The sequence below is a fragment of the Rhodococcus sp. MS13 genome, assembly GCF_013277835.1.
In the GTDB taxonomy this organism is placed as follows: Bacteria; Actinomycetota; Actinomycetes; order Mycobacteriales; family Mycobacteriaceae; genus Rhodococcus_F; species Rhodococcus_F erythropolis.
Genome location: NZ_VBTL01000004.1, coordinates 427,763 through 443,752, shown reverse-complemented (window position 1 = coordinate 443,752; position 15,990 = coordinate 427,763). Strand labels below are relative to the sequence as shown.

At 62.9% G+C, this 15,990-nt stretch carries 15 protein-coding genes; 5 read left to right on the top strand and 10 right to left on the bottom strand.

The features are described from left to right. Positions 1–66 precede the first annotated feature (66 nt). From FEZ59_RS10470 to FEZ59_RS10455, 4 genes are all read left to right on the top strand, one after another. The gene (locus tag FEZ59_RS10470; protein ID WP_172932614.1) at positions 67–1,017 is read left to right on the top strand and encodes a TauD/TfdA family dioxygenase; all 951 of its coding nucleotides are present in this window, start codon (positions 67–69) and stop codon (positions 1,015–1,017) included. Positions 1,018–1,160: 143 nt separating this feature from the next. Continuing rightward, on the top strand, positions 1,161–2,291 hold the full coding sequence (locus FEZ59_RS10465; RefSeq protein WP_020909183.1) for an ABC transporter permease: 1,131 nt from the start codon (positions 1,161–1,163) through the stop codon (positions 2,289–2,291). Then, positions 2,288–2,974 carry an ABC transporter ATP-binding protein gene (locus FEZ59_RS10460; protein WP_172932613.1) on the top strand — a complete coding sequence of 229 codons (687 nt, stop codon included), beginning with the start codon at positions 2,288–2,290 and terminating at the stop codon, positions 2,972–2,974. The genes FEZ59_RS10465 and FEZ59_RS10460 overlap by 4 nt, the downstream gene beginning before the upstream one ends. Before the next feature lie 27 nt (positions 2,975–3,001). Then, entirely contained in the window at positions 3,002–3,553 is a 552-nt protein-coding gene (locus FEZ59_RS10455) for a TetR/AcrR family transcriptional regulator (protein ID WP_021331952.1), read from the top strand. Between the two features lie 9 nt (positions 3,554–3,562). Here FEZ59_RS10455 and FEZ59_RS10450 read toward each other — a convergent pair whose 3' ends face one another. Beyond that, entirely contained in the window at positions 3,563–3,937 is a 375-nt protein-coding gene (locus FEZ59_RS10450) for a nitroreductase family deazaflavin-dependent oxidoreductase (protein ID WP_172932612.1), read from the bottom strand. 110 nt (positions 3,938–4,047) lie between these two features. Here FEZ59_RS10450 and FEZ59_RS10445 point away from each other — a divergent pair, with 110 nt between their 5' ends. Continuing rightward, on the top strand, positions 4,048–4,701 hold the full coding sequence (locus tag FEZ59_RS10445) for a TetR/AcrR family transcriptional regulator (RefSeq protein ID WP_172932611.1): 654 nt from the start codon (positions 4,048–4,050) through the stop codon (positions 4,699–4,701). On the opposite strand, the gene hutG is transcribed toward FEZ59_RS10445, so the two are convergent. The 9 genes from hutG to FEZ59_RS10400 all read right to left on the bottom strand — a co-directional run bounded on the left by hutG (position 4,698) and on the right by FEZ59_RS10400 (position 15,971). Then, positions 4,698–5,666, bottom strand: coding sequence for a formimidoylglutamase (gene hutG, locus FEZ59_RS10440; protein ID WP_172932610.1), 969 nt, complete (start codon positions 5,664–5,666; stop codon positions 4,698–4,700). The genes FEZ59_RS10445 and hutG overlap by 4 nt on opposite strands. A 23-nt stretch (positions 5,667–5,689) precedes the next feature. Then, positions 5,690–6,883, bottom strand: a complete 1,194-nt coding sequence (hutI, locus tag FEZ59_RS10435; RefSeq protein WP_172932609.1) for an imidazolonepropionase — start codon at positions 6,881–6,883, stop codon at positions 5,690–5,692. Positions 6,884–6,920: 37 nt separating this feature from the next. After that, positions 6,921–8,594 carry a urocanate hydratase gene (gene hutU, locus FEZ59_RS10430; protein WP_172932608.1) on the bottom strand — a complete coding sequence of 558 codons (1,674 nt, stop codon included), beginning with the start codon at positions 8,592–8,594 and terminating at the stop codon, positions 6,921–6,923. 43 nt (positions 8,595–8,637) lie between these two features. Further along, positions 8,638–10,074, bottom strand: a complete 1,437-nt coding sequence (locus FEZ59_RS10425; protein ID WP_020909179.1) for a cytosine permease — start codon at positions 10,072–10,074, stop codon at positions 8,638–8,640. A gap of 202 nt (positions 10,075–10,276) precedes the next feature. After that, positions 10,277–11,641 (bottom strand): FAD-linked oxidase C-terminal domain-containing protein, encoded by a 1,365-nt coding sequence (locus FEZ59_RS10420; protein ID WP_172932607.1) that lies wholly within the window; start codon positions 11,639–11,641, stop codon positions 10,277–10,279. 16 nt (positions 11,642–11,657) lie between these two features. Continuing rightward, entirely contained in the window at positions 11,658–12,731 is a 1,074-nt protein-coding gene (locus FEZ59_RS10415; protein WP_172932606.1) for a histidinol-phosphate transaminase, read from the bottom strand. After that, entirely contained in the window at positions 12,728–14,296 is a 1,569-nt protein-coding gene (hutH, locus tag FEZ59_RS10410) for a histidine ammonia-lyase (protein WP_172932605.1), read from the bottom strand. Before hutH ends, FEZ59_RS10415 begins: the two co-directional genes overlap by 4 nt. A gap of 109 nt (positions 14,297–14,405) precedes the next feature. Further along, positions 14,406–15,197 carry an IclR family transcriptional regulator gene (locus FEZ59_RS10405; protein WP_047888945.1) on the bottom strand — a complete coding sequence of 264 codons (792 nt, stop codon included), beginning with the start codon at positions 15,195–15,197 and terminating at the stop codon, positions 14,406–14,408. A gap of 111 nt (positions 15,198–15,308) precedes the next feature. Further along, positions 15,309–15,971: an IclR family transcriptional regulator gene (locus FEZ59_RS10400; protein WP_020909174.1), complete on the bottom strand. Its 663-nt coding sequence runs from the start codon at positions 15,969–15,971 to the stop codon at positions 15,309–15,311. Positions 15,972–15,990 lie beyond the last annotated feature (19 nt).

Sequence of the window (15,990 nt, the reverse complement as noted above, 5' to 3'; positions counted from 1 at the left end):
TTAAGGACATAGCCTTAATCTAGATTTTGTCCGTTACGACATCGTCGATTCCGAGGAAGTGCCTTGATGGCTACCCTTTTGCCTGCGGCAACGATCTTTCCGATCCCCACCGATCCGCTTGCTGCCTATGGTCCACTTGTCGCTCGCCGGAATCCCGAGTCCGTAGTTCCGGTGCCGTACGAACACTGTGCGGTCAAGGCGGTCACGCCGACGATCGGAGCGGAAATCTCCGGCATTCGACTCGGTGGGGACCTGTCTGATGCCGTGATTGCGGAACTTCGCCGCGCTCTCCTCGAATGGAAAGTCCTCTTCTTTCGGGATCAGGACCTCGGCCGAGCAGAACATCGAGCTTTTGCCGAGCGTTGGGGCGATCTCGAACAGCATCCGTTCTTCAAGTACACGCAGCCAGGGCAGACGGACGTCGATGTCACGACGCTGGCCAAGGATGCAATGGTTGGCGGCGTCGAGAACAACTGGCACAACGACGTGACGTGGCACGAGTTTCCTTCATTTGCCGCCGTGCTTCGTGCAGTCGAGGTGCCAGAGGTGGGTGGTGACACGTTGTGGGCTGACACCGCTGCTGCCTACGATCTGCTTCCGGAAGACGTCAAGAAGCGTATCGACCCGCTTGTTGCAGAACATGATTGGATCAACTCGTTCGGCAGGTCGATGCCGGCGGATGCGGTCGAGATGTTGCGTCCGAAGTTCTCCGCGGTGCAGCATCCGGTGGTTCGGGTCATTCCGGAAAGCGGCAGGCGGGTGTTGTTCGTCAACATGACCTTCACGCAACGGATCTTGGGCGTATCCGAAGAGGAATCGAACGAACTTCTCACGATGCTGTATCGCCACGTCAATCGTCCGGAATTCCAGGTCCGACTGAAGTGGGAGCCGAATACTGTTGCCTTCTGGGACAATCGGACCTGCCAGCATTACGCGGCCAGTGACTACTTCCCGGCTCGTCGTGTGATGGATCGAATCTCGATTGTCGGCGATCGGCCAGTGGGCGTCGGGGACTGATACGACGCTCAGTGCCTCACGATGTCTACTACGAATAGTAGTAACGCACCTCACATAGTTTTTCGACGCCTTGTCGATATGATTTCGACAAGGCGTCGATAAAAGTCGGCGTAACTCGCACCGACGACTTTGGAGCTTCCCGAATGTTCCTCGCCCTGCGTGAACTGTGGTTTGCGCGAAACCGATTCCTCTTGATGGGCGCCGTGGTTGCCCTCATCTCGATCTTGATGGTGATCCTGTCCGGCCTCTCGTCCGGCCTGGTCAACGACGGTGTCTCCGCTTTGCAGCGGACGCCGATCCAGTCGTTTGCCTTCGCCCCGGACACCAAAGCCGACTCGGCGTTTTCGCGCTCGGTCGTCACCGAAGAGCAGGCGCAGGCATGGCGCATGCAACCCGATGTCCAAGACGCCGAGCTCTTCGGCAACATGATCGTCAATGCAAAAACTCGCAGTGGCACGCCTGTCGATCTCACGCTCTTCGGTATCGAACCTGGCTCCTTCCTCGAGCCCGTCACCGCCGACGGGAGGGGACTGCAAGCCGATACGGACATCATCGTCAGCTCTACCTTCCGTGATGATGGTGTTGCGATCGGTGACACGGTGATACTCGATCGACTCGGTACGGAACTGACAGTTGTCGGATTCACCGAAGACAAGCGCACTTTCGGGCACGTAGACGTCGCCTACCTGCCCCTGCGTACCTGGCAGGAGGTTCACGCCGGTGCCAAGATCGGCGAAACCGCCAACGCCAGTGCCTATTCCGAAGCGAGTGTCGTTGCGATTCGGGGCCTGGACGATGTAGTGCCGGACCTCGTGTCGGGAGATGCGGCGGCGGGAACGTCTGCAAAGACGCTCGAGGAATCTTTCGACTCCTCACCGGGCTTCTCCGCGGAAATGATGACAATGTCGATGATCAAGGCGTTTCTGTACGCGATCTCCGCACTGGTCGTCGGCGCATTCTTCAGTATCTGGACAGTTCAGCGTGGTCGCGAACTCGCAGTGTTGCGTGCGATGGGAGCCTCCACCGGCTTTCTGCTTCGCGACGGCATGGCACAGGCACTGGTAGTGCTGCTTGGTTCCATCGGCATCGGTGTGTTGCTGGGCTTGGGGCTCGGCTCGGGACTCGAAGGCGGTGGGATGCCGTTCGCTCTGGAGTCCGGCCCTGTCGTCAACGGCGCAGTGCTCTTGGCGGTACTCGGGCTGATCGGCGCAGCCGTTTCCATCGTCCGCGTTACTCGTGTCAACCCGCTCACCGCATTGGGAGAAAACCGATGACCACAGTCGAAAAAACCACTACCGGACTGGTATTGACCGCTGTCAGTCTTCACTTCGGTGACGGTGACTCCACCGTGCTCGCCCTCGACGACGTGGACCTCGAGGTCACGGGCGGTGAACTTGTCGCGATCGTCGGGCCGTCAGGCGCTGGAAAGTCGAGCTTGCTCGCTGTGGCCGGCGGACTCGGTCGGCCGTCGAGTGGAACGATTGTCATCGACGGCGTCGACGTGTCGGCGATGCCGGCCCGTGCATTGGCCAAACTGCGACGAGACAAGGTCGGCTTCGTCTTTCAATCGGGCAATCTGATTCCAGCGCTGACGGCGCGCGATCAGCTTCGGCTGATTCCCAAGCTCACGGGGCGGCCTGGTCGCGATCCCGAGGAATTGCTCGACTCGGTCGGTATGAGCCACCGTGCGGATCGTCGACCTGGTCAACTCTCCGGCGGTGAACGACAGCGCGTCGGTATCGCTCGGGCATTGATGAGCAATCCCTCGCTACTGCTCGTCGACGAGCCGACGGCTGCTCTCGACCGAAAACGTAGCCATGAGGTGGTTGAACTGCTCTCGCGCGAAACTCACGAGGCCGGCGTCGCTACGATCATGGTGACCCACGATCACGACGTGCTCGGGCACTGCGACCGCATCCTCGAAATGGTTGACGGTCGATTGCGTCAGAGCGAGTAAGCCCGCAAGGGGACTGGAGGAGATTCGGTGCCGAGGATCGATGCCCCCACTGTGGTCGAGCATCGTGCTGCTCAGCGCCGTGCCCTCCTCGACGCTGCACACGCTCTTCTGTCCGAGACCCCGGACCGGCCGCCAGGGCTCGGTGAGGTGGCAGCGAAGGCCGGGCTCGCCAGGTCGAGTGCCTACCACTACTTCCGGTCCCGAGAAGATCTCCTCAGTGCCGTCGTCGAAGACATGTTCCCGCGCTGGAACGACAAGATCGTCGAGGCGATGGCAGGCGCAGACGATCCGGTATGGGCGTACGTCGAGGCAAACCTCCAACTGGTTGCCGACGGGGAGCATGCGATAGTCGGAGCGCTGGCGACGCTGACCCCGCAAACGTTTCGAGATTCGCGGATCATGGAAATGCACGACAGTCTTGTGCTTCCGCTTGTCGAGGCCCTTCGCCTCCGTGGCGTGTCGGACCCGAAGCTCACCGCCAAGTTGATCAACTCGCTGGTGCATACGGGTACTGAACTGATCGAATCCGGTTGCAGCATGGACGAAGTCAGGTCCGCCGTGCGTGAGGTCCTCGCGTGACGGGCAGCCTCAGGCCGTAATCAGATCCATCCGAAGGTACTCGGTGATGCGGAGCAGCCTCGGGGGTTGGAACACGTCTGAGGAAAGTGCTTGAAATGCTTCGTCTTTCGCGACGAGGCGCGGGGCGCCGAGGCTCACCTCCGTCTCGTCGACCGACAGTCGAGCGCTCCCCGCTTTCAAGACGTTCTGCACCCAGTCCGAGCCTGATCCGTACACCAGAATGAAGACGTAGCCACCCTCGACCGGATAGGCGTCGAGAGGTGTCCGGTAGGTCGTGCCGGATGTGCGTCCGACGTGTGTCAGTACCGGCCATTTCCCGCTCGAGATCGCGCGAGGATTGAACACTCGCTTGTTGACGTGTCCCCACCATCTCGGCATCGGCATTGCGGTCTCCCTTCGCGAGCGCCTTACGAACGTAAGGCTGGCTTACACCTGTAAGGGTGACTTACGGATGTAAGGTTGTCAACGTATTCGTTCCTCGGAGGGGAGTCTGTGTGCCACGGCAGCCGCGACAGTCGCTGAACAGGACTCGCGTAATCGAGGGTGCGATCCGCGTTGCCGACGCGGGTGGTGTCGAGGCCGTCACGATGCGACGGGTGGCCCAGGAGTTGGGCATCGAGGCGATGTCGCTCTACCACCACGTGCCCAACAAAGATGCGATTCTCGACGGCCTCGTCGATGCGGTCTTCGAGGCGATCGACCTACCCGACGGCGAGTGTGCGGATTGGCGAGATGCAATCCGTGGACGCGCCTTTTCCGCTCGCACAGTCCTGTCGCAGCACCGTTGGGCTCTCGGTTTGCTGGATTCGCGACGCAACCCTGGCTCGGCGACCCTGCGTCATCTCGACGCTGTGCTCGGAGTCCTCCGGAAGGCCGGGTTCACGCTGCCGATGGCCGCCCACGGAGCCTCGCTGATCGACAGTTACATCGGCGGATATGTTCTCCAGGAGGCGAATCTGCCGATCAGCGGGCCCGTCGACGTCGAAGAAGTTGCGAGTGACATCCTCGAGCACCTTCCGGCTGGAGAGTTGCCCTTCCTTCACGAGATGATCGTCGATCACGGTCTGAGTCCGGCTTACGACCACACGAGTGAGTTCGCCTACGGTCTCGATCTCATTCTCGATGCGCTGGAGGCGCGCCGAGGCTAGCGCTGAACCGGCACGTGCTTCGTGACTATCCGGTGGATCAGGCGAGCAGCGGTCCGGGCAGTGCGATTGTCGATGTCGAGGCTCGGGTTCAGTTCGGCGACATCGAGAACCGCGAGCTTTCCGCTGGATGTGACTCGATCACATACGTATTGGATTGTTTCCAGGCTGACGCCGTAGGCCGCGGGTGCGCTGACGCCCGGCGCCACGGCGGCGGGAAGCACGTCGAGGTCGATGGTCAGGTAGACCAGATCGACGTCGTCGAGGAAGTCTGCGAGGAACTGATCCACGACGCCTCGACCGATCACTCCGCATTCTTCGTCGAGCAGATAGCGAACGCCAAGGCGGTGAGCCGTGTCGAACAGAGCAGTGGTGTTGCTCGGTTGGCTGATTCCGATCACGCTGTACTGATGTGAGGTGCCTGCCACGGCTTCGTCCTCGGCGATCTGACGAAAAGGCGTGCCGGAACTGGGGATCGGGTCGCCACGTAGATCGAAGTGCGCATCCAAGTTGAGGATTCCGAGTTTGGCTCCGGCTGTTCGCAACTCGGAGCCCGCGACGCCGAGGTATGTACCGTAGGCGATTTCGTGTCCTCCCCCGAGAACCACGGGGAAGTGTCCCGAATCGAGCGCGGCACTGACGGCGTTCCCGAGTGCGGACTGACCGGCCTCGAGTTCTTCACCCGACACGGCAACGGTTCCCGCGTCCTGAATCTGCAGTGGTTCGGCCAGCGCCATGGAAGCCAACCCGGCTCGCAACGCGTCCGGGCCATCCGCGGCGCCGCGGCGGCCCTTGTTGCGGCGGACTCCTTCGTCGCTGGAGAATCCGATCAGAACACAGTCGCCGGGAGCTGTTTCGGCTGAATACGGTTGCACGGCATGATGCCACCGCAGATGCTCGGCAGTGGTGCCGTCGGAGCGCCCGGTCCACGGCTTGGGTTCGATGTCGACTGCGATCTGATGTGCCACGACGGCCTCCCGGTGAGTGTATTTCAGTAGCTTGTGGCGAGTACGCCGTTTTTCCAGACCTCGCGCACCAGAGGGACGCCCGGGCGGTAGGCGAGGTGGAGGTACGACGGTGCATCGAGCGCGATGGCGTCGGCACGTGTTCCGAGAGAAAGGGTTCCGACGTCGGTGCGCTGTAGCGCCCGAGCGCCACCTGCAGTGGCTGCCCAGACTGCCTCAGCGGGCGTCATGTGCATGTCTCGCACCGCAATTGCGATGCAGAACGGAAGGCTCGTGGTGTAACAGGTACCGGGATTGCAGTCGGCGCCCAGAGCTACGGTGACTCCAGCGTCGAGCAGTGCGCGGGCGTCGGGGTACTTGTTGCGGGTGGAGAAGTCGGCGCCGGGCAACAGCGTTGCGACGGTAGAACTCTGAGCCAGGGCATCGATGTCCTCGGCGGTGACGTACGTGACGTGGTCGACGGACGCTGCTCCCATCTCGACGGCGAGCTGGACTCCTGGCCCTTCGCCGAGCTGATTGCCGTGGACGCGGGGGATCAGTCCGGCGGCGACGCCTGCGCTCAGGACTGCATGAGCCTGTTCGCGGTTGAATGCTCCTCGCTCGCAGAAGACATCGATCCACTTCGCGTGTGGCGCGCAGGCAGGGATCATCTCGTCGCACGCCATGGCGACGTAATCATCGGCGCGGCCGGCATATTCGGGTGGTGGAACATGGGCGGCCAGCAGTGTGACCTCGTCGGTGAACTGTCCGGCGATCAGTGCGCTGCGTAGTTCGCTCTCGGTGTTCTGCCCGTACCCGGTCTTGCATTCGACGGTTGTGCTGCCCGAGCGCAGGGATTCGTCGAGTAGGCGTCGAACATTGGCCTGCAATTGTTCGTCGGTGGCCGAGCGCGTCGCTTCGATGGTGTTGCGAATGCCGCCGGCGGCGTACTTCTCGCCCGCCATGCGAGCCGCGAATTCCTCAGCCCGCTCGCCACCGAACACCAGGTGTGAGTGACTCTCCACGAAGCCGGGGAGCAGGGCCCGACCGCCGATATCCTGACCGATATCGGCAGCCGGGGCGTCGGCGGAATCGCCGACCCAAGCAACAACGCCGTCGTCGTCGAAAACGATTGCCGCGTCGTGTCGTACGCCGAGCTTGCCCTCACCCAGAGTCGGGTCATTGGTGACGAGGGTTCCGATGTTGGTCAGAACTGTGGTTCGAGAACCATTCGTGGTCAATGTAATTCCTAACTCAGTGTGAGGTGGTGGAGCTGTTTCAGTTCTCGGTCATCGGGATACGGACGCCGCGCGTGGCCGCCGTGTCGATGGCGTGGTCGTATCCTGCATCCGCATGCCGGATGACGCCCATCCCGGGATCGTTGGTGAGAACCGCTTCGAGCTTCTTGGCCGCGAGTTCGGTGCCGTCGGCGATGCACACCTGTCCCGCGTGGATGGAGCGTCCCATACCGACGCCGCCGCCTTGGTGAAGTGAAACCCACGAAGCGCCGGACGCGGTGTTGACCAGGGCGTTGAGCAGCGGCCAGTCGGCGATCGCGTCGGACCCGTCGATCATCGATTCGGTTTCGCGGTACGGCGAGGCGACCGATCCCGAGTCGAGGTGATCGCGGCCGATGGCGATCGGCGCGGACAGTTCGCCCGAGGCGACCATCTCGTTGAACTTGAGGCCCGCGAGGTGGCGCTCACCGTATCCGAGCCAGCAGATGCGGGCCGGAAGGCCCTCGAAGGCAACCTTTTCGCCTGCCATGGTGATCCAGCGACGCAGGTGCTCGTTCTCGGGAAAGAGTTCGAGGATGGCCTTGTCGGTGGCCTCGATGTCCTTGGGATCACCGGAGAGAGCTGCCCAGCGGAAGGGGCCGAGACCTTCTTCGAAGAGCGGGCGGATGTAGGCGGGAACGAATCCGGGGAAGTCGAAAGCGCGGTCGTAGCCGGCCTTGCGGGCCTCGTCACGGATGGAGTTGCCGTAGTCGAACACCTCGGCGCCGGCGTCCATGAATCCGACCATGGCCTTGACGTGCGCGGCCATCGCGTTGCGGGAATCTTCGGTGAACTTCTGCGGATCCTTCTCCGACATGATCTTCATGTCGGGGAAGTCGATCCCGATCGGCAGGTAGGCGAGGGGATCGTGCGCCGAGGTCTGGTCGGTGACGATGTCGATGGGGGCCTTCATCTCCAGCAGAGCCGGGAAGATCTCTGCCGCATTGCCTTCGAGGCCGATGGAGAGCGGCTTCTTGGCGTCACGTGCCGCTGTCGCCAGTTCGAGCGCGTGCTCGATGCTGTCGGCCTTGGTGTCGAGGTACTTGTGGGCGATGCGACGGTCGATGCGGGTGATGTCGCAGTCGACGCAGATCGCGACGCCGTCGTTCATGGTGACGGCGAGAGGCTGGGCGCCGCCCATTCCGCCGAGACCTGCAGTGAGCGTGATCGTTCCGGCGAGCGATCCGTTGTAGCGCTTCTTCGCAATGGCGCCGAAGGTCTCGTAGGTGCCCTGCAGGATTCCCTGGGTGCCGATGTAAATCCAGGAGCCTGCGGTCATCTGGCCGTACATGGTCAGGCCGAGGTCTTCGAGACGGCGGAACTCTTCCCAGTTCGCCCAGTCACCGACGAGGTTGGAGTTGGCGATCAGCACTCGCGGTGCCCACTCGTTGGTGCGGAAGACACCGACCGGCTTGCCGGACTGCACGAGCATGGTCTCGTCGTTCTTCAGCGTCTTCAGCGTGGCGACCATGGCGTCGAATGCCGCCCAACTACGTGCTGCGCGACCGGTTCCGCCGTAGACGACGAGGCTGTTCGGGTGCTCGGCAACATCGGGGTCGAGGTTGTTCATGAGCATGCGCAGGGCGCCCTCCTGCTGCCAACCGAGCGTCGTGAGCTCGGGGCCGCGGGGAGCACGGACGGGGCGCGGCTCGTGGCCGGGGGTGCTGATTTCCATGGTGTTCTCCTTGCTTAACTGAAGTTCGAAAGATGTTGGGGGATCAGACGCGAGAGTCGGTCATCGCGGTGTGATCGGGGTAGATCATCGACGAAGGTGGATTGCTGGTGCGCTTGGCGAGCGGGTAGTAGATCAGGCCGGTGAACACGATGCCGACGATCCAGGAGATGTCGGCGCCGCCGAGCATGTCCGTGACGGGGCCGGTGTACATCTTCTGGGCGAGGAACGGGATCTGGGCGAGAACGCCGGCGGCGTAGCAAGCCAATGCGGTGAAGTTCCATGCTCCGTATCGACCGTTGACGTCGTAGAGCGCCGGAATGTCGATGCGCTCCTTGGAGATCAGGTAGTAGTCGATCAGATTGATCGCACTCCACGGCGTGAACACCATCAGCAACACCAGGACGAAGTTCTTGAAGTTGTCCAGGAAGTCGGCGCTGGCGGCGATGGCGATCAACACCGAGACAGCGGTGAAACCGAGAATGTAGAGGGTACGGGCGGTGCTCGAGATTCGTGACTGGCCGTTGAAGGCTGTGACGGTGGTCAGGATCGACATGAATCCGCCGTACGCGTTGAGCACGTTCACGGTCAGCTTGCCGACCAGGATGACGAAGTAGATCAGGAAGGCGATGGCAGCGGGTCCGGCCAGATCTCCCATGAAGCCGACCTGGTTACCCAGGAACGCGTCGCCGGCGCAGGCCGCGACGAGGGCGCCGAAGGTCATGGACCACTGTGATCCGATGACGCTACCGAGGAACGTCGACCAGAAGGTAGTGCTCTCGGAGGTGCTGCGCGGCAGGTAACGCGAGTAGTCGGCGACGTACGGGCCGAACGTGAGCTGCCAGCCGGCGCCCAGCGAGATCGCGAGCAGGAAGGTGACGATGTCGAAGCCCTTGATACCGACGTACGAGGCGACGTCGTACTCGAGGAACAGTCGAACGGCCAGGTAGGAGAATCCGACGATGCCCACGACGGTGGCGATCCTGCCGACGATGTGGATCAGCTTGTAGCCGGTGACCGCGACGAATGCGGTGAGGAGACCGAAGACGACGATGCCGACGGTGGGGCTGTCGATGTGCAGGATCTTGTTGACGGCTTGGCCGGCCAACACGGTGCCGGTGGCAGCGAAGCCGAGGTACATCAGGATGACGAGAACTAGCGGTACGACGGCTCCCTTGACGCCGAACTGGGCGCGACTCGAGATCATCTGGGGGAGGCCCATGCGCGGGCCCTGTGCGGAGTGAAGCGCCATGACAGCGCCACCGAAGATGTTGCCGATCAGAAGTCCGACGATTGCCCAGATGGCATCCGCGCCGAATACGACGGCGAGAGCACCGTCGACGATTGCCGTGATCTGCATGTTGGCGCCGAACCAGAGAGTGAACTGGCTGCGCGGGGTGCCGTGTCGTTCTGCATCCGGGACGACGTCGATAGTGCGTCGTTCCGGAGTGAGGATGACCTCGGCCGGTCCATCGTGAGTCATAGGCCTGTCTTTCTGCTGCGAGCCCGTCGAGCGACGGAATCGACGTCGGGGTATTGCCCACCTTCTTCGTGCTTGGTGCTTTGCGCCTGGTGCTCTGTGCGCTGGGTCACTGTCACTGCGGATAAATGTATATGCCTGTATATACAGGCGTCAATACCTGAAACCCGATTTCGCGTAAATGCTGTGTAACACCGCTCGAGAATCAGAAACCCTTACCAGGGTTGAGGATTCCGAGTGGATCGAACGCGGCCTTGATCGATCGGTGCAGTTGCATGCTGTCCTCACCGAGCTCGAGAGAGAGCCAGCGACGCTTCAGAACGCCGACGCCGTGCTCTCCGGTCAGAGTTCCGCCGAGTTCGAGAGCACGCCGGAAGACCTCGTCCGCGGCGGTCCACACGGCTTCGGGGGCCGAGCCGTCGGCAGTGCGGTCGAAGACGAAGGTCGGATGGACGTTGCCGTCACCCGCGTGCGCGACGGTCATGATCTTGACCGAGTGCTCGGCGGCAGCCCGGTCGATACTTTCGAGCATGTCGGGCAGTTTCGACCGCGGGACCCCGACGTCTTCCACCAGACATTGCCCGAGTCGTTCGGATGCAGGATAGGCGAGTCGGCGAATCTCGAGTAGCTGTGCGGCTTCTGCTGCGTCCTGTGAGACGGCGACAAAATCGGCGCCGGCCTGCTCGAAGTGCTTCTGCATCGCCGCGGCTGCTGCGTCGGCGTCGACCCCATCGGCCTGTGCGATCAGCATCGCGGCGGTGTTGTCTTCCAACCCGATTCGTTTCCAGTCGTCGACTGCGCGAAGGGTTGCTCGATCGATCAGCTCCAGCAGGCTCGGCCCGATCCCGTCGCGAACGACCGCGGCAACCGCGTCCGCTGCGGAGCGGAGAGAATCGAAACTGCCGACGACGGTGACCGGTGCTCTCTTGGGCTTGGGCTGCAACTTGAGCGTGGCACTCGTGACGACTCCGAGTGTTCCTTCCGAACCGACGAGAAGACTGGTCAAGTCGTATCCCGCAACACCTTTGACGGTCCTTCGGCCTGTCCGCACGATCCGACCGTCGGCGAGCACAACCTCGAGACCCAAGACTGAATCGCGGGTGACGCCGTACTTCACGCAACGAAGTCCACCGGCGTTGGTGGCGATGTTTCCGCCGATCGTGGAGATCTCGAAGCTGCTCGGATCGGGGGCGTACATCAGCCCGTACTCGTCTGCTGCTCGGCTGATGTCAGCGTTGATCACCCCGGCTTCCACGACAGCCAGCTGATCGTCCGGATTGACCTCGAGAATCGAGCGCATGCGAGTGGTCGAGATGACCAGGCAGCCCTCGACGGCTGCCCCGCCACCCGCCAAACCGGTTCCCGCACCGCGGGTTACCACCGGGACACGGTGAGCAGTAGCCCATTTCAGAGCCTCGGAAATGTCGGCCGCAGTTTCAGCGAGCATGACGGCTGCCGGATGGCCGGGTTCGGCGAGATGGGCCTCGTCGCGACGGTACGAGTCCGTTACCGCCGGGTCGGTGATCAGGCGACTCGAACCGATCGACCGAGCGAGTTCGTGGACGGACATTCTTATCTCCAGTCGGTCAAAGGTTTTGTGCGAGAGCGTCCACAGCTGAGATCACGGCGTCTTCTGCGGCCCGCTCGCCGACGGTGACCCGCACCCCCTCGCTAGGGAACATCCGGACCGAGACACCCTGGGTGACGCAAGCCGCTTCTAGTGCAGAAGCTCTCTCGCCGAGAGGGATCCACACGAAGTTGGCGCCGCTCGGGACCGTCTCGACGCCGCGCAGAGCCAATTGCTCACGTAGGTGAGCGCGACCCGCGGTTACCGTTTCGACTATCGAATCGGTGTGCGCCGGATCGGTCAACGCTGCGCAGGCCGCGGCCTCGGCAACGGCGCTGAGCCCGAAGGGCGGTGCCGCGCTGGAAAGATCCGCTGCGATCGCCGGATTGGTGATGGCATAGCCGGCCCGAAGGCCGGCCAATCCGTAAGCCTTGGAGAAGGTTCGGAATACGACGATGTTGGGAAAGGCTCGAAGCAGGTCGACGCCGTCGACATCGCTGGTCGCGAACTCCCGGTAAGCCTCGTCCAGAAGGATGAGGACGTCACCCGGGATCGAGCGGGCGAACGAGACGAACTCGGCGGTCGAGAACTCGCTTCCGGTCGGATTGTTGGGGTTGCAGACGAGTACCGCGCGGGTCTGCGGAGTCACGGCTGCCGCCATCGCACTCAGATCGTGCCGATGTTCGGAATCGAGTGCGACGGGTACACCGCTCGCCCCGGCGATTCCGATCAGAATCGGGTACGCCTCGTAGCTGCGCCACGGGTAGACGACTTCGGTGCCCGGGCCCGTGTATGCGGTCAATACCTGCTGGAGCAGCGCCAACGACCCGGCGCCGACCAGTACCTGGTCGTCGCCGACGCCGAGGCGGTCGCTCAACCGGGCGATCAGCGTGTCGCCGAACAGCGACGGATACAAGTGCGAGTGTGAGGCCGCGAGATTGACGGCCTCGAGAATTGCCGCGGAGGGTGCAACCGTCGACTCGTTGCTCGACGCACGCCACCGAACCTGCTCGAGGCCGGCGGCTTTGGAGTATCGAGGGAGTGCTTCGATTTCGGGTCGGGGGCGAGGCCGCAGCGCTCCGGGCGCGCTCATACCAGGACGCCGATCGCGTTCTCCGCGGCCGCAACGAGTGCACCCGATGCCGCCAAGTCCACCGCGGCCTCGATCTCGGGGGACAGGAAGCGATCGGTGCCCGGCCCCTGCACCTTCTCGCGGAGGGCCCGAAGGACGGCTCCGGTGGCTGGTGAGGGTTCGAGTGGGGAGCGCAAATCGATTCCTCGTGCTGCAGTGAGTATCTCGATCGCGAGAACCCGGGTAAGACCGTCGATGGACCGGCGGAGCTTACGTGCACCCGACCATCCCATGGAGACGTGATCTTCCTGCATGGCCGAGGAGGGAATCGAATCGACGCTGGCGGGGCTTGCGAGTCGCTTGAGTTCGGACACGACGGCAGCTTGTGTGTACTGCGCGATCATCAGTCCGCTGTCGACTCCGGGGTCGTCGGCAAGGAAGGGAGTCAGACCGTGGTTGCGTGCTACGTCGAGGAAGCGGTCGGTGCGGCGTTCGCTGATCCCCGCGACATCCGCGGTCACGATGGCGAGGAAGTCCAAGACGTAGGCCACGGGAGCTCCGTGGAAGTTTCCGTTGGATCGAACCCGTCCGTCGAGGGTGACAACGGGATTGTCGACAGCACTGGCCAATTCGCGCCCGGCGACGAGGCGGGCGTGATCGACGGTGTCGCGTGCGCCGCCGGCGACCTGCGGTGCGCACCGCAGTGAGTACGCGTCTTGAACCCTGGTGCAGTCAGGGCCCGCATGGCTGGCGACGATCGGGGAATCGGCAAGCAGACGCACCATGTTCGACGCGGCCGCGCCCTGGCCGGGGTGGGGGCGAAGCGTTTGGAGGTCCGCGGCGAACACCTGATCGGTGCCGAGCAAGCCCTCGACGCTCATGGAGGCAGCGATGTCGGCCAACTTGAGCAGATGATCGAGATCGGTGATCGCAAGGGCCAGTTGGCCGAGCATCCCGTCGGTACCGTTGATCAGTGCGAGGCCTTCTTTCTCGGCCAGAACCACCGGTTCGAGGCCATGGGCAGCCAATGCTGTTGCCGCATAGGTGAGTTCACCGTCGGCGGTGCGGACGGAACCTTCGCCGATGATTGCCATCGCCACATGAGCCAGTGGTGCCAGATCTCCCGAGCATCCGAGGCTGCCGTATTCGTGCACCACCGGGGTGATGCCTGCGGTGAGTAGGTCGGCGTACGCCTGTGCGACCACGGGGCGCACTCCGGTCCTTCCGGTGGCGAGCGTCGACAGGCGCAGAAGCATCAAGGCCCGGATCACTTCGCGTTCGACTTCCGGTCCCGAACCTGCCGCGTGTGAGCGGATCAGGCTGCGCTGCAACTGCGTCCGCAGATGCGCCGGAATGTGCCGGGTGGCAAGTGCGCCGAATCCGGTGGAAACCCCGTAGACCGGCGTGGGATCTGCGGCCAGGGCCTCGATGCGTGCACGACTTTCGGCGATCGCGGTCAGTGATTCCGCGGTCAATGCGACGCCGTAACCGTTGCGCGCGACGTCGACGACGTCGGCGATGGTGACAGCGCCGATTCCGACCTCAATGGTTCGGGTGGCTGTATGGGTGGCAGGGGTGGCGTTCATGGGACTCCAATGATGATGCGGCGGTGTTCCAGCAAGTCTTGTATACGAGACTCTAGTCTTGAATATGAGACGAAAACAAGGCCCGCAAAGTACGGAACGGAGAAATTGGCTACATGTCTGCGGGCGGGGTCTCCACCATTCGATCTCCGAGATCGGCGGAGAACTCGGCGCTGACGGCGCGCACTCGGTCGGCGATCAGGGCACTCTCCTCGGCCGATTTGGAGCCGGAGAGGAAGGTGACGCCGAGAGCTGCGACCGGACGACCGTCCCGCGTGATCACGGGGCTGGCGATGCAATTGATCCCGGATGTCGTCGCATTCTCTTCGACCGCATATCCGCTCTCTCGTGCTGCGGCGAGCAGTTCTCGCAGTTCGGCGAGCGTCGACGGTCCCGTTCCGGTCCGCGTCGGCCAGGTGTATCCCTCGTAGAGCGCGCTGATCTGTTCCACGTCCAGACGGCTCAGAATCGCGCGCCCGACTGCGGTGAGATGCGCTGGAAGGCGAGTCCCGATTTCGGTCACCAATCGCACGCCCGGCTTCAGTGGTTCACGTTTGTCGAGGTAGATGACGTCAGACCCCTGTAGTACCGCGAGATGGGACGTCTCATCCGTCGACTGAGTGAGTGCCAGCATGAATCGTTGGCCCTCACGGTGAAGTGGGCCCGAGCGCATGTACGACGCACCGACTTCGAACGCCGAGACACCCAGGGTCCAGGCGCGTTGATCAGCCCAGTACGAGACGAACCGTCGATCTCGCATGACATTGAGTAGATGATGCGTCGTACTCTTCGGCAGGTCGAGGGCGCTCGAGATTTCGGCCGTCGCCAGCGGCACACCCCGGCGGGCCAGGAGATCGAGCACGTCGAGCACGCGCTCAGCAGATTTCACGCGACTCGTCGTCATGTGGGGTGTGTCCTTACGAGTAGGTAGGAAATCCGGAGCGGGGAACCACATTGTCTCGGATACGAGACTGAATCGCCAAGCGCTCGGATACGAGACTGAATCGCCAAGTGCTCAGGGTGCCTGGCTGCCGAGTTCCGCGGACAACCGTGCGCAGTGCTCCACCAAGACGCGACCGTGGCTGGCGCAGACCTCGTCCGTCAGACGGAATGTCGGGCCGACGACGCTGAGCGCTCCGGCTATCTGACCGACTGCGTTGTAGATCGGCGCGGCAACTCCGGTCGAGTGATCCTCGATGGTGTCGTGCGCAATGGCGTACCCGCTCTCACCTACCTTGCCGCTCAACGCTGCGCCGACGGCGGTGCCGTCCAGGGGAACGCTCTGTCCCACCCACCCCATGTGGCGGATCGCGTGCGTGCCCTCGATCTGATCGAGATACAGCGCAGTGTCTTTCGGTCCCATCGTCGACAGGTAGGTCGATTCCCTCGTGGTTTCGGCGATGGCCTTCATCGCGGGCCGGGCTCTCGGCAACAGTTGATTGTCGCCGAGAGCGCGAGCTCCGATCTGCAGTAGCCGCGGGCCGACGCGATAGACGTTGTCCTCGCCGCGAACGACGAACTCGGTTTGTTCGAGGCTTCTGATCAGGCGAAGGGCGGTACTGGTTGCCAGGTCGGTTGCCTTGGCGGCGTCGCCGAGCGTCAATCCGCCGTGCTCGACGATCGCACCGAGAAGTTCGAACGTGCGATTCGCGCTGCGGGTCACGTCGCCGGGGGCCATGTCCTACTCCAAGTGCCGA